Annotated in this window: 18 protein-coding genes and 1 riboswitch; of the genes, 8 read left to right on the plus strand and 10 right to left on the minus strand. The window is 35.5% G+C overall.

The window, feature by feature from the left end:
* Positions 1 to 122: 122 nt before the first annotated feature.
* Positions 123 to 1604 carry a carboxypeptidase M32 gene (locus MT390_RS03450; RefSeq protein WP_499439625.1) on the minus strand — a complete coding sequence of 494 codons (1482 nt, stop codon included), beginning with the start codon at positions 1602 to 1604 and terminating at the stop codon, positions 123 to 125.
* Between the two features lie 670 nt (positions 1605 to 2274).
* On the opposite strand from MT390_RS03450, the gene MT390_RS03455 reads away from it, so the two are divergent.
* The gene (locus MT390_RS03455) at positions 2275 to 2493 is read left to right on the plus strand and encodes an alternative ribosome-rescue factor A (protein WP_166371401.1); all 219 of its coding nucleotides are present in this window, start codon (positions 2275 to 2277) and stop codon (positions 2491 to 2493) included.
* Positions 2494 to 2914: 421 nt separating this feature from the next.
* Positions 2915 to 3559 (plus strand): pyrimidine 5'-nucleotidase, encoded by a 645-nt coding sequence (locus MT390_RS03460; RefSeq protein ID WP_499439626.1) that lies wholly within the window; start codon positions 2915 to 2917, stop codon positions 3557 to 3559.
* A 1157-nt stretch (positions 3560 to 4716) separates the two neighbouring features.
* Here MT390_RS03460 and MT390_RS03465 read toward each other — a convergent pair.
* Positions 4717 to 4995: a hypothetical protein gene (locus tag MT390_RS03465; RefSeq protein ID WP_166371398.1), complete on the minus strand. Its 279-nt coding sequence runs from the start codon at positions 4993 to 4995 to the stop codon at positions 4717 to 4719.
* A gap of 138 nt (positions 4996 to 5133) precedes the next feature.
* On the minus strand, positions 5134 to 5610 hold the full coding sequence (locus tag MT390_RS03470; RefSeq protein ID WP_499439628.1) for a hypothetical protein: 477 nt from the start codon (positions 5608 to 5610) through the stop codon (positions 5134 to 5136).
* A gap of 461 nt (positions 5611 to 6071) precedes the next feature.
* On the opposite strand from MT390_RS03470, the gene MT390_RS03475 reads away from it, so the two are divergent.
* On the plus strand, positions 6072 to 6473 hold the full coding sequence (locus MT390_RS03475) for a hypothetical protein (RefSeq protein ID WP_499439629.1): 402 nt from the start codon (positions 6072 to 6074) through the stop codon (positions 6471 to 6473).
* 258 nt (positions 6474 to 6731) lie between these two features.
* On the opposite strand, the gene MT390_RS03480 is transcribed toward MT390_RS03475, so the two are convergent.
* The 3 genes from MT390_RS03480 to MT390_RS03490 all read right to left on the minus strand — a co-directional run bounded on the left by MT390_RS03480 (position 6732) and on the right by MT390_RS03490 (position 9876).
* Positions 6732 to 7304: a TRAP transporter small permease gene (locus MT390_RS03480; protein WP_299662173.1), complete on the minus strand. Its 573-nt coding sequence runs from the start codon at positions 7302 to 7304 to the stop codon at positions 6732 to 6734.
* The gene (locus MT390_RS03485; RefSeq protein WP_166371393.1) at positions 7304 to 8602 is read right to left on the minus strand and encodes a TRAP transporter large permease; all 1299 of its coding nucleotides are present in this window, start codon (positions 8600 to 8602) and stop codon (positions 7304 to 7306) included. The genes MT390_RS03480 and MT390_RS03485 overlap by 1 nt, the downstream gene beginning before the upstream one ends.
* A 290-nt stretch (positions 8603 to 8892) precedes the next feature.
* On the minus strand, positions 8893 to 9876 hold the full coding sequence (locus tag MT390_RS03490) for a TRAP transporter substrate-binding protein (protein WP_299662176.1): 984 nt from the start codon (positions 9874 to 9876) through the stop codon (positions 8893 to 8895).
* Positions 9877 to 10728: 852 nt separating this feature from the next.
* On the opposite strand from MT390_RS03490, the gene MT390_RS03495 reads away from it, so the two are divergent.
* Together MT390_RS03495 and MT390_RS03500 are read left to right on the plus strand one after the other, a co-directional pair.
* The gene (locus MT390_RS03495) at positions 10729 to 11679 is read left to right on the plus strand and encodes a DMT family transporter (protein ID WP_499439630.1); all 951 of its coding nucleotides are present in this window, start codon (positions 10729 to 10731) and stop codon (positions 11677 to 11679) included.
* A 516-nt stretch (positions 11680 to 12195) separates the two neighbouring features.
* Positions 12196 to 13008, plus strand: coding sequence for a mechanosensitive ion channel family protein (locus MT390_RS03500; protein WP_166371389.1), 813 nt, complete (start codon positions 12196 to 12198; stop codon positions 13006 to 13008).
* Positions 13009 to 13398: 390 nt separating this feature from the next.
* Here MT390_RS03500 and MT390_RS03505 read toward each other — a convergent pair whose 3' ends face one another.
* Positions 13399 to 15564: a sensor domain-containing protein gene (locus MT390_RS03505; RefSeq protein WP_499439631.1), complete on the minus strand. Its 2166-nt coding sequence runs from the start codon at positions 15562 to 15564 to the stop codon at positions 13399 to 13401.
* Positions 15565 to 16428: 864 nt separating this feature from the next.
* On the opposite strand from MT390_RS03505, the gene MT390_RS03510 reads away from it, so the two are divergent.
* The 3 genes from MT390_RS03510 (at position 16429) to MT390_RS03520 (ending at position 21140) form a co-directional block, all read left to right on the plus strand.
* Complete coding sequence (locus MT390_RS03510) at positions 16429 to 17037, plus strand: 3'-5' exonuclease (RefSeq protein ID WP_166371385.1); 609 nt, start codon at positions 16429 to 16431, stop codon at positions 17035 to 17037.
* A 123-nt stretch (positions 17038 to 17160) separates the two neighbouring features.
* Positions 17161 to 18504 (plus strand): DEAD/DEAH box helicase, encoded by a 1344-nt coding sequence (locus MT390_RS03515; RefSeq protein ID WP_499439634.1) that lies wholly within the window; start codon positions 17161 to 17163, stop codon positions 18502 to 18504.
* Between the two features lie 767 nt (positions 18505 to 19271).
* A complete protein-coding gene (locus MT390_RS03520; RefSeq protein WP_499439636.1) occupies positions 19272 to 21140 on the plus strand; it encodes a methyl-accepting chemotaxis protein in 1869 nt (622 codons plus the stop codon).
* Positions 21141 to 21375: 235 nt separating this feature from the next.
* Here the strand turns inward: MT390_RS03520 and MT390_RS03525 are convergent, their stop codons facing one another.
* The 3 genes from MT390_RS03525 to MT390_RS03535 form a co-directional block, all read right to left on the minus strand.
* Positions 21376 to 21834 carry a hypothetical protein gene (locus MT390_RS03525; RefSeq protein WP_166371379.1) on the minus strand — a complete coding sequence of 153 codons (459 nt, stop codon included), beginning with the start codon at positions 21832 to 21834 and terminating at the stop codon, positions 21376 to 21378.
* Positions 21835 to 22097: 263 nt separating this feature from the next.
* Positions 22098 to 23483, minus strand: a complete 1386-nt coding sequence (locus tag MT390_RS03530; protein WP_499439637.1) for a class II fumarate hydratase — start codon at positions 23481 to 23483, stop codon at positions 22098 to 22100.
* 623 nt (positions 23484 to 24106) lie between these two features.
* Positions 24107 to 25576: a fibronectin type III domain-containing protein gene (locus MT390_RS03535; protein WP_499439638.1), complete on the minus strand. Its 1470-nt coding sequence runs from the start codon at positions 25574 to 25576 to the stop codon at positions 24107 to 24109.
* Positions 25577 to 25659: 83 nt separating this feature from the next.
* A riboswitch (cyclic di-GMP riboswitch) is annotated at positions 25660 to 25748 on the minus strand.
* Positions 25749 to 26033 lie beyond the last annotated feature (285 nt).

Raw genomic sequence — 26033 nt, forward strand, 5'->3', positions numbered from 1 at the left:
TTAAATAACAAGCTTTTAGCTCTAAATAGATATTTTTTATAGGTAAGTATGAAAAGCTAGACAGAAGTCTGCCTAGCCTTGATTTATCTGCTTATCTACTTAAGATCAAAATCTACCTAAGATTATAGGTAGCGAGTTTCCAAGTGTTTTCTAAAGTGTGCGGCGTTGAGTGTTTCGCCTGTTGCACGTTTAATCAACTGATCGGTAGTGTGAAGGGAGGCTTGTGACCAGATGTTATCACTTAACCATTTGAAGATTGGACTTAGGTCACCACTTTGGATAGCCGCATCTATACCGACTGTTTGTTGCATGGTCGCTTTGTATTGTGCCGCGTACATTGCACCTAATGTGTAGGAAGGAAAATAACCAAATGCGCCATCGGTCCAGTGAATATCTTGCATACAGCCATTTTTATAATTACCTTCAGTTGATAAACCAAGGCTAGCTTTCATTTTTTGATCCCACAGTGCAGGTACATCTGTGTGTTCGATAACGCCATTGATTAAGTCACGCTCAATTTCATAACGCATGATCACATGCGCTGGATACGTAAGTTCATCTGCATCTACGCGAATGTAACCTTTTTTAACTTGCGTATAAATGTTGTAAAGGTTTTGTTCATCAAATACCGGATCATTATGTACATTAAATGCATCTGCTGATAAGCGAGATAGATGAGAAATAAAGGGTTTGCTACGTCCAATCTGCATTTCAAAGAACAATGATTGAGATTCATGAACGCCCATCGAGCGAGCTTCGCCAACAGGTAATCCAGAAAATGCAGCAGGTAAACCTTGTTCGTAACGTGCATGCCCTGTTTCGTGAACTATTCCCATCAAAGCTTGCACAAAGTCTTTTTCGTCATAGCGCGTAGTAATACGAACATCCGACGGTACACCACCACAAAACGGGTGCACACTTTGATCTAAGCGACCATGGTCGAAATCGAATTTCAACAACTTCATGGTTTCTAAACCAAGCGCTTTTTGATTGGCGACTGAAAAAGTGCCTGATGGCATAATAATCGTTTCTGATTGTTGCTTATGTAAGGCTTTTTCAATTAACGCTGGTAACCATGTTTTTACATCTGAAAATAAAGTATCAAGAGACGCAGTTGTTGTACCAGGTTCGAACTTATCTAGCATCGCATCGTAGGGCGTTAACCCCAACGCTTCACCGCGGATTTGTGCTTCTTCACGAGACAGCTTAACGACCTCTTTCCAATTTTTTTCAAAGCCTATCCAGTCATTTTCTTGTCGTTGTGAACGCCACGCATGTTCACATTTAGAACCCGCAATAGATTGTGCTTGTACTAAGCCTTCTGGCACGATGGTCGCTTGCTGCCATTGACGCTTCATTTCACGTAAACTTGATTGTTGCTCGGTGCTTAAGGATTCTTGTTGTGCTTTGTCAAACCACTCTCCAAGTTGAGCTTGTGTCGATAAACGATGCACATGCACAGATAATTCAGCCATGGCTTTAGAGCGCGCATCATTGCCACCCGATGGCATATTAGCGGCTGCATCCCAACCCAACATAGATTGTGCATGATTGAAGTGATTGATTGTTTGATAATGAGCGGTAAGTTGGTCGTAGTTTGACATAGTCTGATTCGCTTCCTATTTATTACATGACGCAGTATTGCAACGATAGTGAATTTAAACTCACCATTACATTGAGCTGAAAAGCATACGATGAAAAATAAAGTACTTATGTTCTAGTATTCAATAGCCCTAAACTTAAACCAAAATCGGCCTGTTTAAAAGCCATATTTTAAGCTCGGTACAACGTTAAAGCATTAAGTGAACACTTTATTGGAATGTAACAAAACAAGTTAAAAAACATAAATATTTTAACTTATGTTTTTTAACTTGTTGCGGTTATTGAAGCTATTTAAGTTACTAGCCAAACTAGATAGTCTGTTTAATCCACCCCGAGCGTTATGATGTCAGAAATAATTAACCGGATTGACACGACGCGAAACCTTATCATAGGTGCACTATGCCCTATTTTTACGATTATATTAGCCTTGTATTTACTCGATGAACCTATCATTTTAACTATGATCTTAGGTATGAACTTAAGCATGGTTTTGGTGATACGGTGTTGCTGTTTTATTCTTCAAGAAAGCAAATAGGACTTAATGGACGCCATGAATGATTAAAGAAATAGAGGCAATTAATAAGATAAACAATCTTTAAAAAAATGTTAATAATAGCTATTAAATTTTATTTTCAATGATAGACTGCGATCACCTACATAGGAGACAAAATCATGGGTAAAAAGAATAAAATGACTAAAGTTGTTGTAGAAAAAGTGACAGCTCAAAAATCAACAGACTTAGGTCGAGGCACTATCAATCATTCTGCAATGGGTGCGTTAGTAACAAGTAAAGTATTTAGCATGCGAGTAGAAAAAGCGAAAAAGGGAAAAGGTTCATTTAGCCGTAAAGGTAAACATACTGGTAAAGAGTGTTATCAAATAGCGGCTTAATTTGCGAGTTTTTACATTAACTCATTCGCTCTTATCTGATAGCATTCTTTAACTCAGTAACATGAACAGCTAAATCTTAAACATAGCTAAACAGCTACATAAATACGTACGACCATAGCTACCTAGCTACTACCTAAATAAGTTGAGTTGCTCTTAATGACCCATAAGAGCAGCATTATTTAAATACTCGCTAATAAGTTGCGTATATATCTACTTAGTTATCACCCATATGAAAACCTAAGCATGACAATCAAAAAATACATTTAAAAGCATCTAAATAAGAAAATAGCTTGTTACTGTAGCATTTCATACTCAAGCAACAGTGGTTATTTCACATAACGACAATGCTAATCGCACTACATTTTGCTTTTAAAAAATAGTGATAGTATCCCCATTTATAGATAAATAAAAAGGTATCAATTTGACCCCATTATTAGAGCGAGATGTCCATCTGTTTGACCTTGATAATACCTTGTATGCTCCTGAAAACGGCATTTTGGAGCAAATCGCACCTAGAATGCGTCATTTTATCAGTGATGCGTTAGGTATTTCTCTTGAAGAGTCTAATACGTTATGTGATCTTTATTATCAACAATATGGCGGGACAATACGTGGAATTCAATTACATTACCCTAATGTCGACCTGAACAAATTTTCTGAGTTCTCTCATCAAGTAAACTTGGATAAAGTAGCAAAGGCAACAAAGCTCAAAGATGCGTTACATGCCTTTAAAAAATCACGCTATGTATTTACTAACTCCCCATTATCTTATGCAACAAGAGTTTTAAAACATATTGATTTGTATGACTGTTTCGATGGAATTTTTAGTGTGGAGCTAACAGGTTATAAAATGAAACCTGATCCGCATGCATTTAATACTATTTGTAAACACTTTGGTTTCAAAGCCAATGAAGCAGCCTTTTACGATGATCAAGTTGCAAATATTACTACTGCAAAATCCTTAGGTATGCGCACTATTTTAGTTAACAGAAGCGATGTTGATAAACACGATGCTTGTTATAAAACAGAAGATTTACCAAGCTTTGTTACATCATTGGTAAAATAACTCCAACACTAAGCGACACGTTAGGGATTTGACAGTGCCGTTTAGTTTAGATTGCACCTGTTTGTTGTATAGCCTTTGCGATCAAGTAGTGAAAAAGTAGATTTTTCAGTTAATTAATGAGGCATAAATAGCTATTAAACATACTATTAGCAATAGTTTGCTCTACTATTATCTAAGTTAATAGGTTTTCACTTCAAATAACTTTAATATAAAAACATTCACAGACTCAGCTAACATTTGCGCCATAAGTTTTGATACTTTAATACTTGGCATAAATATTTTCTATAATTGAATAAACGACTAAGTGTAAGACGCGACTTAATACCAATGTAAGGATAGGCATAAGGAAATAAGAAAATAAGAAAAACAGGTTAGATTTTCTCCCCCGTTTTCGAATTTAATCCTTAAATCGATTATCTATTAGCAATTACCTTTTTTGGCTTGTCCTGGAGGACAAAAAGAACCTTTATTCTTCTCGGAAACTTTCCCCTTTGAGCTATCATCAACAATAACTTCTGGGCCAGATACTGTTATTGAAGGGCCTCTTAATGTACATCCTGTTAATAAAATTAATGTTGCAGCGAAGCTATTATCGATATTTTCATTTTTATACCTATTTCTGTTTAAGTAATTAACATCATAAATGACTCTATTTAGTTATTATTGATATTAGAGTTTTATAGTATTGGTCATGGATAAAATTGGATTTTGATCTTTCATTGTAACACCAATGACAAGTGCAGAAGTATTTAGAACCTGATAAATAACCATCATTGATTTATGTTAACCCTGTGACAAATATAACTAAGATTTGTTCATTTTTATTAGGGGCTGTTCATGTTTCAAGTTTTTTTTGCAACGAGTTTTGCTGGCTTTATATACAAGGCTAAGCTTATGATGTGTGGTTATTCCCATAAATAAGCGAAAACGCAGTAGAAATAGTCAGCAAACGTTGCCCTAATATTCTTTAACAATTGAGGTTAAATTTCTTACAGGATTTTCGAGTTGATGACTCACAGGGTAGTTTGTAAAATAAGCATCAACACAGGTCTTAAATAAAGCGATGTTTACTTCAATATCAAGAGTAGTTAATAAATATATCAAGCACAATTTACTAGCTTTGATGACAAAATATTTTAATTGTTTTTCTAATAAGATTAAATTATTTTCAATAAACCAATCAATAGAATCGTTCCAGACAAAGCCATTGCGATCAATGATAAGCGCTTAGTGTTTTTCGTTTTCGCATTGATAAAAGCAAAAACAGCCCAGAATAAAGATAAGGGTACAGTTAATATTCCGGAAGCCACGTACGCGTAACGTGCAGTACTATCAGGTAATGTGAAATTTACGCCTATATAAAATAAAGCTTCACCAATCACTAATAATAAAATACTTAATATAACTGCCCTATTGTACTTATTAGGTTCTTCCATAAACCAGCCTCCGTTGTGAAAAACTAACCAGACAGTAAACTTTATAGATTTTCTATCCACATTTGTAATGCGCTTTAATGATCAATAACTTTTAATGCTCATTGAGCATAAAGGTAATTAAAACTTGATAATAACCAACTATCTGCGCAGGTCAAATGCTAAATAATTGACAGATCCGTAATGGGCATCCTGTTTTCTCTTATGTTGGTTAATTTTTTGTTGTTTATGTCTGTTTTTATGGTGCTGAACACTATGATTTTGACGTTTAATAATATTATTCTTTGAAACAATAATAGACAACAATGGTATATAGCTTGTATTAATTTCAATAAAGCTGACGACTGGTTTATGTTTCGTCTTTAGTTTTGCATGCTGCTGGTTATTGTTGTGATGCGGTTTTTTATAATTACTGTTGTTGAGATGGTGGTTAATGTTTTGGTGACCGCCACGATGAATTACATTCTTAACCTGTTCCCGTTTATGTTCAATTCTTTGAATATTGTGTCCTTTATGATTTTTAATATCATTGCGTTGTTCGTTTGCGACAGCAGGCGCTGCTACTGCAAAGTTAAAAGCAAATAATGCACTTAGTAATCCCATTATTTTATTTTTCATATTGTTCTCCTAGCTTATAAAGCACAAAAACTCTAACAATTTGAATTGTTGTGGTATTACCTTTATGTGTTGTTCATGTAGTCCATATACTGACTCTGCTTTGAATGCCACTTGGTTTGAATAACTAAACTATAAAGATAAAATGTGCAGAAAATTTGTAGAGAATATGAAGATTGTCATTTTAGACTGATATTTGAAAAATGACGCGAATATTAAAAGTGATAAATAATACTTTAACTGAGTGACATTTAGAGTTGATACTGTTTGTAGTTAATAATGTGTGTGGTTAACTATAAAATTGAATTCAGTTAGGCCCAACTTATTCCATCTGGTAAATATCGATTCAATCTGTTTAGATTAGAGCCATGTAACACACTTACTGCTTGGCAGTATGTAATATCAGCCTAAGCTTTTTTTATTAAATCATTATTAACATAATCAAAACATAACAAGGATAGTTTATGAAACAGTTAATTTTCGTATTTGTTATCTCCTTTTTGCTTCAAGGCTGCGCAGGAGAAAGACACAGTTATACAGAGTTAGTTGAAAATGATAATGGCATTTTGGTTATAAAGTTACACCAGGGCGATGTTAGAGAAGTACTAGCAATTGGTGATGGATTTCCAGGCAGGTGGGGATATTACCCTTGGATAATGTCGTCTTCTCCAGACGTTGCCAGTATAAGTTGTGAAGCATCTAGAAGTTTAGTTCCATTTCGGGAACCAGGGATTATATTTGGTGGTGAAGTTTGTAAGCTCACGGCACATAAGCAAGGACAAACAACTCTCTATTTTGGTAATAAGTACCCACTTAATGAAGAAAACTACCGTGATAAAGTTGATGTAATTGTTAACGAGAAATAAACAAGATAAACGGTGATGGAAAGTGAATGTGGAACAAGTAGTTGTTGTATTTAGAGTGATCTATTAGGACACCCAAAAGTGCTAGCTATAGACTAATTTGTTGTTTATAAGATGCTTTTATGAAAAATGGCTTCAATTGCTGTTTAAATTATTGCTTAAATTGTTACTTAAATTCTCGTTACAATTGGCATAGCTCAAACACAATCGAGGCCATTTTCTACATATACAGAACTAATTCATAAATAGCGATACAAACAGTTATGCTTCTTCAACCGTTCCTTTTACCCACCTTTTAGCGGCAATAATAACGTCAGCGATTGAGTAAGTGAGCATAATTGCTGAAGAAATTGGTATACACGAATAAAGTATCCACTGCTTTATCTGAAATGCTGTGGTTACTTGATTTGTTTTTAAAGTTAATTTCAGGGAATACCAAAACAATATTGCCATAAAAGTGGCAGAAATTAACAAGATCAATAAGGTATAGAAGTGTTTCAAGCGAACATTTTTGATTCTAGGACTTATCCAATCACCCACAGAAAAGTGCAGTTTTGCACACCACAGTGCGGCAGCACCATAAAATACCAGTGCAGCAAAACTTAACTCGATCACTTCATCAAACCAATAAAAAGAGTTAATCGTCACTATACTTTGAATTACGTTGGCGACTCCTTCCATCCCATGCTCAATTAAAAACTGAACAAAATCGTTGATCAAACGTAACCCTATATTAGCAATCAACAAAACAGCGAGTACCGTAAACATAGTCATCGCAATATAGCGAAGAATGCGTTGAACCCAGATATCAACTGTTTTTATTAAGTTAATCATTACATTTCTCCCATGATAAGATTAGGTAAAAACAGCGAAATACTTGGTACAAATGCAATTAATACTGTAATTAAAAATATCATTAATAAATATGGCCACACCCGTTTAGCTAACGCAGGCATCCCTACTTTTGCGAAGCTATCCACGGCAAATAAACACATTCCCACAGGTGGCGTTAAATTCCCAATCATGATCAATAAGACCATTACAACACCGAAGTTAACTAGGTCTATATCAAACATTGTTGCTATCGGCATAAACAATGGAAGCGTGATCAAGAAGATCGCATTTCCTTCCAAAAATAGCCCCATGGTTAATACAACACCGATAACAATCCACATTACAATTGACTGCGTTGCACCGTAACCAACTAGTGTTTCTATGACACTATCTGGAATTTTTTGATGGATAATTAACCATCCGAAAAAATTTGCCGATGAAATAATAAATAACAGGCTAACCGATTGAGTAATTGATTTATAAACGATCCCTGGTATTGCTTTTAGTTTTAAATCTTTATAATAAAAACCAAGTAAAGCAGCATAAACACATACAACAACTGAAGCTTCTGTCGGCGTAAAAAAACCACTCATAATCCCACCAACAATGATGACAGGTGCCATCAAAGGCCAAAAGGCACCATTGAATGAAGCAAGGCGTTCTTTAAAAGGAGCCTTATGTTCGGCGCGAGGATAATTTCTGCGTTTAGCTAAAATACCCAACGCAATCATCATGCCGATCGCCATCAACAGGCCTGGAATAAAACCCGCCAAGAATAAACGAGCTACAGATACGCTAGTAATGGATCCATATAAAACAAAAGGAATACTAGGAGGTATAACAGGCCCTATAACGGAAGAAGCTGCAACCAGAGTTGCTGAGTCAGCAGGATCATAACCTTGGTCAACCATCGCTTTGTGTTCTATCTGTCCAAGCCCAGCCGCATCTGCAACTGCAGAACCAGACATACCTGAAAAAATAACACTCGCAACGATATTAACTTGACCAATACCTCCTGCAATATGCCCCACCATTGATTGCGCAAAACGGAATATACGATCGGTGATCCCGCCCGTATTCATTAAATTCCCCGCTAAAATGAAAAATGGAATAGCCAGTAGTGTAAAACCAGTTGTTCCGTAATACATACGATGTGGAAGCATCGCGAGTAAACGTGCATCACCAAGGCCAACAAAAAAAGCTACTGATGTTAGGCCAATTGCAACAACAACTGGCACATTAATTAAGAGGAGGAAAATAAGAACGCCGAATATCGCTAAGGTCAACATACCTGTCATTACCTATCAATAAAACAACTGAATAAAAGTTAATGCTTTTAGGTCAAAGCCCATGACAATGTATTGTACTCAACACATTGTAATTAAGAGCCGAGTAATAAATTTTCTCAAATCCTAATAATCCGCGAATATGACAGATTCTTAGCGAATCAAAATTCTACTCTATCTTCGGCCGCATTATTAATTCAATTGTTGTAAAAAGAAAGATTTCGCCTTTAAAAGACGAAATCAAAGAGGTTAGTACATCTAAACATTGGATTATTTAACAGACTGATTTTAAACTAACTGAGCTATTTAACAGACTTCGTCATTTCAATCCATTTATCAAAATTAGCTGCACCCACTTTCTTTTTAATTTGCTCATAGGCAGGTCCCATCATTGCTTGGAAAGGTGCAAGATCAGGCTCGTCAATTACAATGCCTTTAGCACGCATATCTTCAATTTGTTTCAACTCTTCAGCGCGCATTAATTTACGCATTAACAAACGAGCTGAATCTGACTCTTCACGAACAATAACTTGCTGCTCCTCAGTTAAACGGTCCCAAGCGTCTTGAGAAACAACGTGAACCATTGAACTGTACAAGTAATTAATAATTGAAATAAATTTTTGTGATTCATACAGTTTCAAATTGTAAATAACACCAATGGGATTTTCTTGTCCATCAACAACACCTTGACGCATTGCCATCACAAGTTCACTAAACGAAATAGTTTGAACATTTGCGCCAATTGCTTGCATTGCAGCTTGATAAGTCATTGCAGGTGGAGTACGAATTTTTAGCCCTTTAACATCTGCAGGAGTCAAAATAGGACGAACAGAGTTAGTCAACTGGCGGAAGCCCCAATCCCAACTAGATAAGTAAACAAGCCCTACTTTTTCAAGTTCTGGTGCCGCCCACTCTTTAAATGGCCCATCTAAAACACGGTCTGCATGAGCAGAGTTACTAAGAGAAAAAGGAATACTTACGGTGTCGAACAATGGTACATGTTTAGCTAATTGATCTTGCCCAGACAGGCTCATATCAACAACTCCCATGACTACTTGCTCTAATACTTCTGGTGGGCTGCCTAATGCATTATTAGGATAAAGCTCAACGGTTACTTCGCCTTTTGTTCGATCCTCAACTTGCTTAGCAAATTGCATCGCGGCAATGTGTGAAGGATGATTTTCAGAACCGAAGTGGCCAAGCTTGAACTCTACAGCTGAATACGCTGAAGATGCCCAAACAAGACACAAAGCTGATACTAACTTCTTTTTAAAACTAGAACGCATAGTTAACTCCTAATATATTATAAAAATCCATTTCAATTATCAGGCATTCAATTGTACGGCTTAAAATAAATGACCAAGTCAGACCCCTTTTCATATAAAAAGTATGTCTCTAGGTTATCTATTAATTTGCGTTGCACGACTGAACAAATGATTAACTGTTTTGGCTTAAGTTTTCTTGTTTTGAATGTTTATTAAATGAAAAACATTCTCCTTGAACATTGTTATTGGAACTAGGTAAAACACTTCAAATATACTTCCATGTATAAATATGCCGAGCATCTAAAACTTAAAGGGTAATATATTGTTGAAGTCAACAAAAACGCATTGATTAAATTAACCATGGGCTAATAATTTAATATTGTATTTACAGTTTAATTAATAAAGTGCTTTTTGTATTACAATAACATAACAAAAATACCGCCTATAATGCATGCTGTTATGTCTCATTTTGAACCTAAATATTAATACACATGTATCAAAAATTGACATTACAATAAAAAACAAGGGCAATATATAGCATCTATTTAAGTTGATTTCATTACTCAACTGGCTCAATTAATAAACAACAGTTGGGTTTCCTATGAAAAATAACTTAAGTATTTTTGCTTATAGCAATTATCGAAACAGTTATTTTTTAATTAATTTTTTGGCTATAAAGTATCGTTAGTTTTGCGTAGTTCAAGACGAATTCTCCTTGTTATTACTACGCTAATATTTTAGCCTTCTCTCAGCGTCAGGCTAGTATTCTAAGTGCGCTCTCTTAAACAAGTTATGTGTCTTTTGTGCAACGTAAGTATTTTGTTTTATTTATATAAGCTATCCTATCTACGCTATTAACGAACGAGTTATAAAATGCCAGTGAATACAATCTCAAGATTTCGATTATCAAACAATAATGCAGCCAAAGGCCAAACAGCTATTTTATTCGCAGCGGTGCTCTGGGGAACAACAGGTACCGTCGCAAGTTTTGCATCGCAATTAAGTGCTTTAGCAATAGGTGCTTTTGCTATGGGTATAGGTGGAGTGTTACTTGCGACGATGGCGAGAAAGAAACTGCTCAGTGATGCGGGGAAATTAACTTTCCTGAAAAAAGAATTAATAATTGGCGCGCTAGCTGTAGCAACTTATCCGCTTGCATTTTATAGTTCGATGCAATTTGCTGGTGTGGCGATCGGAACCGTTGTATCGATTGGTTCAGCACCCTTTGCAACAGCGCTACTTGAACGTCTTTTTAGCAAAAACTCCACGCTTGATAAACGTTGGTTTTTAAGTGTTGTCATTGGTTTAATAGGCATCATTTTACTAACCTACTCCGAGGATGCTGGCTCTCTACAAGATGGATCTAATTCAGTTAAAATCATAGGTGTTTTACTTGGGATGCTCGCTGGGGTTACCTATGCTGTATATTCTTGGGTAGCCAGATCTATGATTGAAAAAGGGATTCAGTCTGAATCTGCAATGGGCAGTTTAATTGCTCTTAGTGCCTTAATATTACTCCCTTCTTTATTATTTACCGGGGAACATTTATTTTCAAATATGACCAATATTATGGTGGTTTGTTATATGGCCGTTATACCAATGTTTATAGGGTATCTAGCCTTTGGTTTTGGTTTACGTTACGTTCACGCCAGTAAGGCAACGTTATTAACATTGTTTGAACCCGTTGTGGCCGCTCTGTTAGCTGTTCTGATTGTTGGAGAGTCGATTTCTTTGGTTGGATGGTTTGGAATAGTGCTAGTTATTACCTGTCTTTTTTTACAGTCACAGAACAAAACTAAGATGATTAAAGTAAACAGAAGTTAATAGATACGAAATATTAAAAAATAGCTCTCTGAATAAACCGTTATCTAAATGCACTGCTATCTAAAAACGGCAGTAAACTAAAAATATAAACTTTAAAAATAAACCGCTTCTCATTTTATTGTCAAATAATATAGTTAAAGAGACTGTAATAAACACCATCATTTTGTATATAAGCCATTAGTCATCTCATCTAAACCTTTGATAACGATATTGAACTGAACCAATCTTATCTATCCTTGAATCCAAGTAATAGATTATATTATCTCCCCTAACTGTCTTTGTTATGTTGCTTTCCTAAGCACTTCTACTTCTTATAAAAGTGTTATTTTTCTCATTTCTTAATTAAATACAAATTTTCAGTATTAATCCGTTACAAATTTAATGTAAAATATCGAAGCTTGTTTAATGGTCAAATATTAATCAAAGGACTGGTACGGGTATAACTATTTACAAATTTAAACTTTGTTTAGTTAAACCGAGTAATTAATACTATTTTAAAACTAAAGGAATAAAATTATGACGGCAGAAGAAGTAATTACGATGGCGCAAACAATGGCGCTTGAATATGGCCCTAAATTAATCGGTGCAATTGTTGTATGGATTATCGGTAGCTGGTTGATCAAAATTTTGGTCAAGACTTTCGGTAAAATCTTAGACAAAAGCAATATGGATGTGTCACTCAAACCTTTCCTATGCAGTATAGTGGGCACATTACTTAAGGTTATGTTAGTTATATCTGTATTAGGTATGCTTAGCATTGAAATGACATCGTTTGTTGCTATTTTAGCTGCTGCTGGCTTAGCTGTTGGTATGGCACTTTCAGGTACATTACAAAACTTTGCTGGTGGTGTAATGTTATTAATCTTCAAACCATTTAAAGTTGGCCAAGTCATTGATGCACAAGGTCATGTTGGTACGGTAAATGAAATCCAAATTTTTAATACTATTTTAAAAACACCTGATAACAAAACAATCATTTTACCTAATGCTGCATTGTCTTCTGGTTCAATGGTTAACTTTTCAACTGAAGCAAAACGTCGCGTAGATTGGACTGTTGGTGTTGCTTATGGTGATGACCTTGATGTTGCTCGTGCTGCAATTAAAGCACTTTGCGATGCAGATACTCGTATCTTACAAGATACACCTGTCGTTATTGCTGTTGCAGAGTTAGCAGACAGCTCAGTTAACTTCACGGTTCGCGCATGGGTTAATGCTGCAGATTATTGGGGAGTATTCTTTGATATGAATGAAAATATATACAAAACATTCCCTAAACAAGGATTAAATATTCCTTTCCCACAAATGGATGTTCACCTACACAAAGATTAATTTTTGTGGTGTATCTATTTGTCAAAGCCAGGTTTTTTAAGCCTGGCTTTTTTGTATGTAAAGATCTTGGTTAAAATAAAGAGTAGTAAAAACATTGCTATTTACCCATTGATAATTGCTGGCTGGGATTGAGAAAAGCTTTATTGATTTTATTATGAGAGTAATTGATTCTATTATGAAAATAGGTTGTTGAATCTATCTTTTACTATGCTCTATTCCCACTTATCTGAATGAAGATAAAGGCATTTAAGTAATGTACTCCGTCGTGATGAAAATCACTCAGAAATGATGAGGAAGCCACTAACAAGTGCTGCTGGAATGAGCAACACATTACAACTATCTATTACCTCTACAAACAAAATCTAGTGATACCACTAAATCACATAAACCTCACTTAAGCTTCCAAGCAATGTCAGGTTTCCATTCATTTACCCATTTAGGTATTTCGCTCTCAGGCATCGGTTTCGCTATGCCATAACCTTGTGCAAGTTCACAACCTAATTTTAGCAATGCAGTACCATGTTCAATAGATTCAACGCCTTCGGCAATCACTTCTCGTTTAAAAGATTTTGCTAAAGCTATCACACCTTCTACGATCGCCAAATCATCTGGATCATCAAGCATATCTCGAATAAAACTTTGATCTATTTTGATTAAATTAACGGGTAATCGTCTCAAATAGGTTAACGAAGAATAACCCGTACCAAAATCATCTAAAGCAAAATTAACACCTAGCTTAATGCAGGCATTCATTATTTTCGAAACATGCATCACATCATCTATAGCGCTTGTTTCTAATACTTCAAGTTCTAAATAACTAGGATCAACATCGGAGTGTCGCGCTAATAACTCAGATAATCTTGTAGTAAACATTGATTGCTGTAATTGCACTGCTGCAATATTAACACTGGTGCTAATCGGTAAGTTCAACCCCATTTTTTGCCATTCACTGATTTGTGATAATGCAGTGTCAATAACCCACTCACCCATTTCTATGCTCATGGGGTTATTTTCAATAACAGGTAAAAATTCCATTGGATTGAGTAAACCACGAGTAGGATGTTGCCAACGGATCAGTGCTTCTACTCCCATAACCTTGCCACTACGCATGTTAACTTTAGGCTGATAATATAGGACAAATTGTTGCTCATCTAAGGCAATCCTAATTGCTTCTAAGCTTTCCCTTTGCACTTTTACTGCATCATCTTGCGTTGTATCAAATAAGTGATAACAATTTTTACCCGATCCTTTTGCTACATACATCGCTTGATCTGCATGACGCATTAATTGATCGGCATCTACATTATCTTGCGGGTAGATAGTCACGCCAATACTTGCCGATACTTTGAAAATAACATCATTAATAGTAACGGCTTCAGATGAAGCTAAAAGTAATCGATCTAGAATGACCTTACAATCTTCCGGTTTTACCAAATCCGCTAATACTGCAACAAATTCATCACCACCGATACGGGCTAAACTATCTCCCTCGCGTAATGCTTGCTTCATTCTCATCGACAGCGCGATCAACAATTGATCACCAACATCATGTCCGTAGGCATCATTAACAGCTTTGAAACCATCTAAATCAATAAAGGTGACGGCCAATGATTGTTTATGGCGATGGCATTGCAACATGGCTTGCGTTAATCGATCAGCTAACAGTGAACGATTAGGCAAGTTCGTCAACATATCGTAATGTGCAATATGCTCTAGCTGGTCTTGTTGGGTTTTGATCGGCGTAATATCATTACCTAAAGAAACATAATGTGTGGTTACTCCGTTATCGTCATAAATTGCACTAATTGTTTTCATTAGCACATAGGTTTCGCCATTTTTACGTCGGTGCCACACTTCACCATGCCAGGCGCCTTCTTCGTGCAATAGATCCCACATTTCTTTGTTAGATTCTGACGAATGTCTTTTTGACTGTAAAAAACTTAAATGCTGGCCAAACACTTCTTTTCGGCTAAACCCAGTCACCCGTGTAAAAGCATTATTAACTTCTATTATTCTGGCATTGTGATCGGTTATGCATATTTCTTCACCTGAATGAGAAAAAACACTGGCTGCAAGTTTGAGATGTTCTTCGATTTTTTTACGTTCGCTGATGTCGTGGGTCATTCCTACTAAAAAGTAATTACCTTTGGAATCTACAAATCGATTTTTTTTAGTAAGAACGGTTTTGGTTAGACAGCCGCCAATGGTTAATGTTTCTTCACTTAATACCTCTTGACCACTTTCCAATACTTGTTTGTCTATCGATAAAAAATGCTCACGCTCATTGGTGGGAACCCTTTCTGCTAATGTTTTCCCAATAATTTGATCTCGGGGTAAGTTAAACATGTTACAAAAAGCATCATTAACTAATAATAATCGGCATGATTCGTCTTTAACAAAAATGGGATCGCCCATGTTATTAAAAACAGCATCAAGATACCCCTCAATATCGTGTAAGGATTCTTCAAAGCGTTTACTTGAATCATCATTATCTGAGCCTTTGCTGTCAGATTTATCTGAATCAGAATTGTCATCACTATTACTTATTCGGGTCATATTAAAACATTCCTTGTTAGATATTACTTAATCATTCAAGCAAGCGATAAATATGTGAGTTGAATAAACTCAATTAAAAACATCTTAGCTAAACCTTAACTGTATATTTAAGATGATTGTTTAGAGTTAATCTACTTTTAAAATCCATTTTTTAATAAATTAATATGTGAATGATAAGTGTTATTATCCCAATCATTACACATAACCTATATCAAATGATTCATAGTTGGACTAAAACTAATGTATCAGATACAAGTCAAGATGAGGGAATAGGATATTCCTTTTATGATTGCTGTCATTGCGTTTAGTCTGAATATCTACTGAGCCAAGCATATGCAGGAGTCAACAAGTTCTGATTAATTTCAGTAATTGCATGAAATGACAACTTTAACCTTAGAGAATAAAACCTGAGGAATCCCCTCGAATATTAAGAAATAATGAATGTGGGGAGATCTACTTCCATGGCAATTTATGATCAAATAATTTCACCACAAAAAAACAAATCAGTCATCACCATGAAAGTCATCTAAATCATACAGAATGAAATATCACTTGCCCACCCTGAAATGCATAAAACCAGGTTAAATAGCTTATTTACTTTTGTTCACTCCGGGTTAAAAGACCAAAGGCTCACAGAAACATTCCCAATATTCTTTGTCATAGCTGATTGTTCATCTGTTATAACCGCACAAAAACTATATATCCTTTATTCAAGACTCAAACTATCGGCTGCTAATTGTTATGGATTTATACTAAGTATGTGTTTTATGTTAATTTAACTCCCTTTATAATTAAGGAAAGTGCCATATCTCAATAAGGCGATCCACAATTTCTATTTATACAGCAAAAGGAAGATTTTTAGATATGCGAGCAGATACTGTGGTTATCTTTGACTTTGAAACAACAGGGTTATCGCCAAATGAAGGCGATAGAGCCATTGAGATTGGAGCAGTCCGCCTCGTGAACGGCGAAGTAAAAGATCAATTCCAATCATTGATGAATCCAGGTTTTGCAGTTAATTCATTTATTGAGCAATACACAGGCATCACTAATAATATGTTATCTCAAGCAGCGTCATGCCGCCAAGTTATGACAGAGTTTTCTGATTATATTGGAAATGATAATTTGATTGCACATAACGCTTCTTTTGATAAACGTTTTTTATCATCAGAATTGGCGCAAATAAACCGACAACATTTAGGTGATATAGGCTGTTCACTACTGTTATCTCGTCGTATTTTTCAAGAAGCGCCTAGCCATAAACTTGGCGAGTTAATCCGCTTTGCTAATATAGCCAATACTGGCGACTTTCATCGCGCATTATACGATGCTCAAATGACTAGCCACCTCTGGTTAGCAATGCTTGATAATATAGGTGAAAGATACAATTTATTTGATTTAAGTTTTCAACAAATACAGCTGCTTTGTAGAACCCCAAAAAAATCAGTGCACCGACTACTCGCTAGTTGGTGATCTATTAACTACAAGTTTAATGTAAATTGTAGTGTGATTATTTTTATTCTATTTAATTCACTTCTAACGTACTAAATACGTTAAAATGGATGGTTATTATTTAGCAACGAGTCTTTTATATTAATGAGCAATGATACAAACCCAGTGATAACGATCAATACTGCAACCAACTTTCTTGAACTTGGTCTTATTTCACCTTTGTTAGGGCGCTTAACAGAGTTGAATTATGAGCATCCTACACCTATCCAAGCGCAAGTCATTCCAAGCATATTAGATGGCCAGGATTTAATTGCAGGAGCCAATACCGGATCCGGTAAAACGGCAGCTTTTGCATTGCCATTACTACAAAAGATTCATAAGTTACAACTTCAACAACAATTACCTGCTTACAAAAAAGTATCAAAAAATACGAACCAAGTACGAAGTAATGATGTTACTGGGCTCATTTTAGTGCCAACACGTGAACTTGCAAAACAAGTTGCAGATAGTATTAAATCTTATGCAGTGCATTTTAACGGAGCAATTAAAACTGTTGCTGTATTTGGTGGCGTCTCTGCTAACACACAAATGCTTGCATTAAGAGGTGGTGCAGACATTCTTGTTGCTACACCAGGTAGACTACTAGACCTAATTTCAAGCAATGCGCTCAAACTTGATAATGTACAATGTTTAATTCTTGATGAAGCAGACCGCATGTTAAGTTTAGGTTTTACTGAAGAACTAGAAAAGATATTAGCTCTTCTTCCAAAAACTAAACAAACCTTATTGTTTTCAGCAACCTTCCCAGATCAAGTCACCTCATTGACTAAAACCTTGTTAAACAACCCCGCTGAAATACAGTTACAAAGTGCCGATGCCAGTACATTGGTGCAACGTGTATTTACCGTTGATAAGGGACAAAAAACAGCATTATTAGCACATTTAATTAAACAACATCAATGGCAGCAATCTTTAATTTTTGTTAATGCTAAGAATGCATGTAACCACCTAGCAGACAAACTTGCTAAGCGAGGTATCAAGGCAGAGGTGTTTCACGGGGACAAAGGTCAAGGTGCACGAACACGAGTACTAAAAGCTTTTAAAGACGGTGAAATCCAAGTGTTAATTGCAACTGACATCGCCGCGCGTGGCTTAGATATTGAAAAATTGCCAGTAGTGATTAATTTTGACTTACCAAGAAGTCCATCTGATTATATGCATCGTATTGGTCGAAGTGGTCGAGCAGGAGAAATTGGATTAGCATTATCAATTATTGACCATGACGATTACCACCATTTTAATGTCATCGAGAAAAAGAACAAATTGCGTTTGGATAGAGAGCAAGTTGCAGGTTTTGAAACAACTGAATTTATCAACAATGTATTTGGCAGCGCTGAAAAACCGAAGGCTAAACCCGCAGGCACCGGTAAGAAAAAACACAAAAAAGAACCACAGATTAATGCAGATATATGGTTAGGTAACGTTTAATTAATTTGAATTTATATTAATGACAACAGGATCATATTTATTAACGCTTATAAGTTGCCAATATTTATGATCGCTTTCATTCAATCATCGACCTAATAAGCTGTATTGTGTCGATGACTAAATTCCAAACGAAAAGCTTTCTGTTATTCTAAATTTATAATGGGCCTCAGTTTACTCAAAAATTATTTCTTTCTTTGATACAATAAGTTAGATGTAATACCCTTCAGGAAAAGTTACCAGTTATTATTTAATAGCGCCATTTAGTGGCACCACTAAAATTTAACTCTTAGTGGCGCGACTAAGCAGCGACATTTAAGGCCAAGCTCAAGTGCAGCATTCCGCGCTCAATTAACCTTTTTAAAATGGGTAACATTGATCCATTATTTAATGTGTTCTTCTTTATTCACCTTTATTTACTTCATCTTTAATACTCAATTTTGTGAGATTTAGAGATAAAGACACGCTATAAATTGTCAATTTATCTTACTTTCAGATGTACTTAACCGAGCTGATAATCAGTTAAGTTAATGTAAATAATACAGGATAAAATACCTATAATTTTCTTAAAAAAAATATTAATAAAAATATCTTCAATTAATGGTTAACTATTTACTAAGTGCTACACTTCTACCTCTATTGAGCAATTCTATTGATATTTATAGTAATTTTAATGCTACGAATGTTACTTTACCTGCTCTTTTTAAGTCCTAATATCTATATAAATTAAGGTTTTTATGCGCTCACTTTCTATCAAAAATAGATTAATATTGACGATTTTACTTGCCGTCATTGTATCGACCAGTGTGATTGCATTTGTTGCTCAAATGAAATCACGAGACCAATTGCTTAATCGTTTGGAAAACTCTGAACTTCCTAACTTAGTACAACGAGTTGAGGAAGCCGTTAATGGTGAAATATCCCAAATGAAAGCGTTAACCAAAGCAATTGCCAGTAATGCTTTTATTGCCTCTTGGGTAGATAACGGTGAAGATGCGGCAGGTGAAAAAATGTTGGTTAAGTATTTAGGAGACGTAGCCAAAGCTAATGGATTAAGTAATGCCTCATACATCGACCTCAATACAGCTAAATATTGGAATCAAGAAGGTTTTTTACGTCAATTACAAAATAACGATCATGACAGTTGGTTTTTCAAATTTAAGCAAAGTGGTATAGAAGAGTCTGCAAGTAGTTATACTAACTCTGACGGTTCTATCGATATCTTTGTTAACTATCAGCAGGTTAATGGCCGTGGATCTTCAGGTGTTTCTAAATCCTTTGATGAAATCGCTAAATTCTTAACAAACTTCAAGATTGAACAAAGTGGTTTTGTCTACTTAGCGGATCAAGATGGCTTAGTTAAAGTTCATAGAAACAGAGACTATGCTGAGAATAAAAATATCCAGGATATATATGCAAATATTGACAAGGATAAACTATTTAACAAGCAAAATTTTGCTTTCCAAGAAGTAGGTGATTTTGTTATTTCGACCAGTTATATAAACAGTTTAGGTTGGTATGTAATAGCCGAAGTACCTAAATCTGAACTGTATGCAGGCTTGGATGAGTCTCGAAACTATATGCTAATGATGTTTGTTATCGTGACCATATTATTTGTGTTAATAAGTATTGTTATAGGCAACCGTTTAGTACTGCCAATTAAAGAAATGGCTGTTACCTTTCGTGAATTAGGTGAAGGAGAAGGAGATCTCACCTATAAAATTAACGAAAATGGTGCTTATGAGATATCCGAGTTGGCAAAAGGCTTTAATGCATTTGTAGCTAATATCCGCACTGTTGTTCAAGATGTTAAGTCAACATCAACTGACATAAAGAATGCTTCTGAGAATGTTTATCAAGATGCTAACGCCTCTAAAGTATCATTAGACAAACAACGTGATGAAGCACATCAGGTGTCCGTTGCTATTAACGAAATGGGCAGTACTATCGCGGAGATAGCTAATAATGCAGGTGTAGCGGCGCAAACAACCAATGAAGCTACTAACATGACAGCCCAAGCACAGATAGTTGTTAATGAATCGACAGCTACCATAAGCCATATGGCTGACGATATGGAAAGTGTAACCTCTAGTATTGAAAATTTAGCTAAACGCAGTGATTCGATCAGCGGTATTCTTGATGTGATACGTGGTCTATCAGATCAAACTAATCTACTAGCACTAAATGCCGCAATTGAAGCAGCACGAGCAGGAGAACACGGTCGAGGTTTCTCTGTAGTAGCCGATGAAGTCAGAAATCTTGCTAAGAAAACGAACGAATCAACCGATGAAATTCATAAAATGATATCTGAATTACAAGATGGTTCGAAAATGGCAGTGGATTCAGTGCATAAAAGTAGAGAGCAAGCAATTCTTGGACTAAAAGCGACACATAAAACAAATGAAGTCTTGGGTGAAATTGTTATAAATGTTCAACATATTTCAGATCTTAATATGCAAATTGCGACCGCTACTGAAGAGCAATCTGCCGTGATCAATGAAATTAATATCCATGTGGTGAATATCAGTGACAGTACAGAACAAAGTGCGCAAGCCTCTCAGAATATTGAATCATCAACGGACTCATTAAAATGTATGGCGTCAAGTTTAGATGATTTAGTAAAACGTTTTAAATCGTAAACGTACTAGATTATAAACAGAGGTCAATAGTACTTAACTCGCAGTTCATTGATAGTGGTATTTACCTATAAGTCACTTACAATTTACTGCGTATTTTATATTTTCAGTAGATAACAAAAAGCCTTCAAAACTTAATGGGGTCACTTCAGACCTATTAAATTTTGAAGGCTTTTTTACTATGTCGTTGAATAATTTCTAGATTTATTTTTTTAAGCTGTAATAACTAATTAAATATTTATTTTTGTTTATCAGTTAAATACAAGAAAAGGGCCAGTGATGATAAAAGCAATGCAGTGCTGGTAATGATCGCTACGGGATAATACAAGTTACCAGCTAAATCTAGTTGGCTATATTTAATAACCATGATCAAACCTTCTAAAGATAATGCCACGCATACAGTACCAATGAACCTTGGTAAGGTACCACGTAAAGTTTCAATTGCATTTTTATTATCATCTTCACCAGGCTCTGAGTACTCTTTATTAATAATGAGCGCAAGTTCAAATACGGCCAAAGCAATGATCCCAGTGTTAATACTTTTGAGCAGGATTTCAGTTAAATCAGATTGTGCTATCAAACCTTGTACTGCGTTCGTAAATAGTGAAATAACAAGAATAATAGCTAAACCAAAAAAGATGATGGTTAACGCTCTTGAGAAAAAGTTTCTCATAAAAGATGTAATTGAACTGTTCATTCGTTCCTCTAAAAATTATAAAAAAATGCTACATATACCCGTTGTAACCCAAGGTGCAAAAAACAGCAAATCATGAGGTAAACAGGTTCTAGGCATAAAAATGACGTATAAAGGACATTACTCGATACGTTTATGCGGCCATAACCAAAATTAGGTTAGCATATTTACGTTGAGTTATTACAAATACACTTCAAATATGATTTGGTTTTATTTAACAATTAACAATTAACAATTAACAATTAACAATTAATTTTTATCATTGCTTAATGAGGGATACCACCTTCGGTTAACTTGATAGGATTAAGTAAAACCTCCAATTTATCTCTGGTAAGATCGGTGTGTTGTTCTGCTACATCAATAATTGGCCGCCCTTCTTGATAGGCTATTTTTGCAATCACAGCAGCTTTTTCGTAACCAATTAGCGAGTTTAACGCAGTTACCAATATTGGGTTTCGAGCTAATGTGTCGTTTATTTTTTGTGTATTAACCGTGAAGGTTTTAATCGCTTTATCTGCTAATAACACACTGACATTGGATAAAAGGTCGATACTCGACATTAGATTATGAGCAATTAGGGGTAACATTACATTTAATTCAAAATTCCCCGATTGCCCAGCAATGGTTATAGCTGCATCATGGCCGATCACTTGCGCACCGACCATACATGCAGATTCAGGGATCACAGGGTTAACTTTACCGGGCATAATAGAAGAACCAGGCTGTAATGCTTCGAGTTTAATTTCACCCAATCCAGCTAAAGGTCCCGAATTCATCCAGCGCAAATCATTGGAAATTTTAATAATAGATACCGCGGTTGTTTTAAGTTGTCCTGATAATGCGACGGCAGTATCCTGAGTACCGATTGCAGCAAAAAAATCATTGCTAGGTTTAAATGTAATTCCAGTTATATCTGACAGAGCGGTATTAAATACTTTAGCAAAAGCAGGATCAGCATTGATACCCGTTCCGACGGCCGTTCCACCTTGAGCTAAACGTTGAATACTCGGTTGTAACAACTCTAAGTGCTTAATGTTTTGCTCTATTTGCGTTGCCCAGCTATTTAAGCTTTGGCTAAAACGTATCGGCATTGCATCCATTAAATGCGTGCGTCCATTCTTAGTGTAAGCATCAAGTTCTTGCGCTTTAATATGAATAGTACTAGATAATGATTTTAACGCAGGAATAAGGTTATTATGCAATGCAATTGATGCACTAACATGGATAGCTGTTGGTATCACATCATTACTACTTTGGCCAAAATTAACATGGTCATTTGCATGTATTTTTTCGCCACAAATTTGACTCGCTACATTTGCAATGACTTCATTAGCATTCATATTAGTACTAGTACCAGACCCTGTTTGATAAATATCAACGGGAAAATGGTCCATTAGATTTGCATCTGCTAATAACTTATCAATAGCGAGATTAATCGCTTTCCCTTTCTCTTTAGATAAATGTGCTAACGTCATATTTGCAGTCGCGGCCGCTGACTTAATTAATAACAAAGCACTAATAAATGATTCCGGTAATTTAAGGCCACTTACAGGGAAGTTATTAATTGCTCGTTGTGTTTGCGCTCCATATAAAGCATTAATGTCAACTTCAAGCTCTCCCATACTGTCAGATTCTGTGCGCGTTTTTTTCATGTTCTATCCCCCTATTAGTTAACTGTGTCATCTATATAAGCAATCAAAACTAGTTAAACACTATCATAATGCGGTTAGTGAGTAACAACAAAAATTCTACCGCTATAAAAAAGGGTTTATTTGACATTGAAGGGCTGAATTATCATAAATTTTTAATCTTTAGAATGGTTAGTAGGATGTACAACATTAAATATGGATATGTTTAATTTTTTTATCACTACGAATAACTAGTTTTTTTGAGCAATTCCATTCCGCTTAATTACATGGTCAAAAATTGCGAAGTAAAAAATAATGAGGGCAAGGCGTTTGATTGAATAATAGTTAGTAATTGGGATTGAGAACAAGGAGTTTTTATTGATTTTGACCAGCAATATTGTTCAGATGTTTATATGGTTCGGAATAAATATTGTGAAATTAGTTTTATAACGTTAAAGGTAAATTAACCAATCAAGAGTAGATATTGCTAGTGAGGGTTTAACACTGCCACACATTTTTATTACAGTCTCTTTTTATTACAGGGCAATTAAGGAGCTGTATCAATTCTCGAATACTTGATGAGTTCATAAAACAAAAAAACCGAAGCTATTAAGCTTCGGTTTTTAATGTTGGGTTTTAAACTTTGATTAGTTCAATGTAACACCAGCAAAGTTGAAGGCGCTGTAACCACCTATCGTACCTACTGGATGAATATCAATATCTAACTCACCTTCAAATTCAACGTCTACCTGCATATATTTCCAAGAATAACCTGAACTTAACTCGATAATCTCGCTTACCCCGTTAATCACAACTTCAACAGCAGCAGTTTCTCTAGTCCAAGCACCCGCTGAAAAGTATAGAGAAGCTACATTAACTTGAGACTCACCACTTTTAAGTTTAAGTGCAACACCATTCTCTTCCTTCCAGCTCATACCTTTATAGCCGACGAAGTCATTACCATTCTGGTCAGTGAAGGTGTAACGTTTCGTAACATCATAAGTTTTGCCAGAAAATGAGATTGATTCAACTTGTGCATCTGTAAGATCATGATTTCCTGATTGCATATCGTGTGTCATAAACTCTGCGTCTGCAACATCAATTGTATAGCCGGCTTTGGCATCAACAGAAAGAAGCGCCGCATATTTTACAGCCTCTACAGCTTCAACTTCTTCTACAGCTGTTATTGCATTGTTTAATACAATACCAGCAAACATTACTGAACTATAACCACCTACGTCGCTATCGGTGCTAATAGAAACGGGTGTTGAACCGTCATATGCAATAGAAACAGAAAAGTAGGTCCAAGCGTAACCTCTTGGTAACGTAATAGTCTCTACTTCATTACCTACAGTGACAATAACGCTTGATGCATTGTGGCTCCATGCACCTGCTTGCATATACAAAGTTGCATTTTGTTCTTGGCCATTTCCTACTAAATCAAATGATAATTTATTACCTGTATTAAATTTCATTGACGCATAACCATTAGTCAACTCAGTTCCATTCTCCTGAAAACTAAAGTAGTTACGGTCCTTATAACCGACGTTACCTGCATTAACTGAAAATTGACTATTTGCAATACTATCGTCGCTATATCCTTCGTTATAAGCAGCTTCACTTCTAAATGAATATAACTCTTTTTCACCCACTTCAATGATACTTGGTTTACTTGTAAACTCATGTGAGATGGCGATGTCAGTCGCTGTGTAAATGATACCTGTATCTGCTGGAGTATCTGTTTCAATTGGAGTTGTAGTATCTGCTGGTGTAGTTGGTTCTACTGGCGTTTCTGAGCTTGCAACTTCATAGACTTCTAAACATGATTCATCAGAAGTACTTTGTCCTGCTTGATTAAATGCAGCAATGCGGTAGCAGTAAGTTTGATTAACAATAACGTTAGAATCTGTAAAATTGCTAGCGTTAGCTGGAAGAGTAGAAACAATCTCAAATAGGTCACTTTCTTGAATTCTTTTTTCAATAATGAAGCCATCTTCATTAGTAGAGTTATCGGTCCAATTTATTTTTAGGTTTTCAGCAGAAGCCATTGAGCTACCTGCTAAAAGTGAAAATAAAACAAGAGATGATTTTTTTACGCTAAAAAGGTGCTGATTCATTTTTGCCTCCACAAAAGTGATCATTCAGCGTCCAGTGACATTGTATTATATGTTTAAAAAAGTGGAGGGATAATATTTACCGCCTCGGTAACCCCGCTGCCATAGACAATTAATTGTCCACAGGCCGGTGGTTTTGCGTCCTAAAGTTTCCCTTAGTTTGCCTTTTTCTAGCTACAATATGTAAACATCTAAATGAGAAAAGTTTATAAGTATTCGGTAAATCTTTACCGCCCAGAAAATATAGAACAGAAAAAAAATAATACCAAAGGAATAGACAAATATTTTCAACTTTTATTTTATTTATCGCAAAATCAATATGTTAACATTTAATTTATTTTTGGATTAAAAATCAACTAATCAAATATGTAGTAAATAAAATGATACAAATCAATTTACCGCCTTGGAGCAACCAATTCGTTTTTCGTGATGCGCATATATATTTGCTTCATTTAAGGAA

Origin of the sequence: Vibrio sp. 2-Bac 85 (assembly GCF_037546705.1) — a bacterium.
Classification (GTDB): Bacteria; Pseudomonadota; Gammaproteobacteria; order Enterobacterales; family Psychromonadaceae; genus Psychromonas.

Excerpts from the sequence above, each read along its gene's own strand:
- MT390_RS03450 (WP_499439625.1), bottom strand. The coding sequence starts at position 1,604 with ATGTCAAACTACGACCAACTTACCGCTCATTATCAAACAATCAATCAC.
- MT390_RS03455 (WP_166371401.1), top strand. The coding sequence starts at position 2,275 with ATGGGTAAAAAGAATAAAATGACTAAAGTTGTTGTAGAAAAAGTGACA.
- MT390_RS03465 (WP_166371398.1), bottom strand. The coding sequence starts at position 4,995 with ATGGAAGAACCTAATAAGTACAATAGGGCAGTTATATTAAGTATTTTA.
- MT390_RS03470 (WP_499439628.1), bottom strand. The coding sequence starts at position 5,610 with ATGAAAAATAAAATAATGGGATTACTAAGTGCATTATTTGCTTTTAAC.
- MT390_RS03475 (WP_499439629.1), top strand. The coding sequence starts at position 6,072 with ATGAAACAGTTAATTTTCGTATTTGTTATCTCCTTTTTGCTTCAAGGC.
- MT390_RS03480 (WP_299662173.1), bottom strand. The coding sequence starts at position 7,304 with ATGATTAACTTAATAAAAACAGTTGATATCTGGGTTCAACGCATTCTT.
- MT390_RS03485 (WP_166371393.1), bottom strand. The coding sequence starts at position 8,602 with ATGACAGGTATGTTGACCTTAGCGATATTCGGCGTTCTTATTTTCCTC.
- MT390_RS03490 (WP_299662176.1), bottom strand. The coding sequence starts at position 9,876 with ATGCGTTCTAGTTTTAAAAAGAAGTTAGTATCAGCTTTGTGTCTTGTT.
- MT390_RS03495 (WP_499439630.1), top strand. The coding sequence starts at position 10,729 with ATGCCAGTGAATACAATCTCAAGATTTCGATTATCAAACAATAATGCA.
- MT390_RS03500 (WP_166371389.1), top strand. The coding sequence starts at position 12,196 with ATGACGGCAGAAGAAGTAATTACGATGGCGCAAACAATGGCGCTTGAA.
- MT390_RS03505 (WP_499439631.1), bottom strand. The coding sequence starts at position 15,564 with ATGACCCGAATAAGTAATAGTGATGACAATTCTGATTCAGATAAATCT.
- MT390_RS03510 (WP_166371385.1), top strand. The coding sequence starts at position 16,429 with ATGCGAGCAGATACTGTGGTTATCTTTGACTTTGAAACAACAGGGTTA.
- MT390_RS03515 (WP_499439634.1), top strand. The coding sequence starts at position 17,161 with ATGAGCAATGATACAAACCCAGTGATAACGATCAATACTGCAACCAAC.
- MT390_RS03525 (WP_166371379.1), bottom strand. The coding sequence starts at position 21,834 with ATGAACAGTTCAATTACATCTTTTATGAGAAACTTTTTCTCAAGAGCG.
- MT390_RS03530 (WP_499439637.1), bottom strand. The coding sequence starts at position 23,483 with ATGAAAAAAACGCGCACAGAATCTGACAGTATGGGAGAGCTTGAAGTT.
- MT390_RS03535 (WP_499439638.1), bottom strand. The coding sequence starts at position 25,576 with ATGAATCAGCACCTTTTTAGCGTAAAAAAATCATCTCTTGTTTTATTT.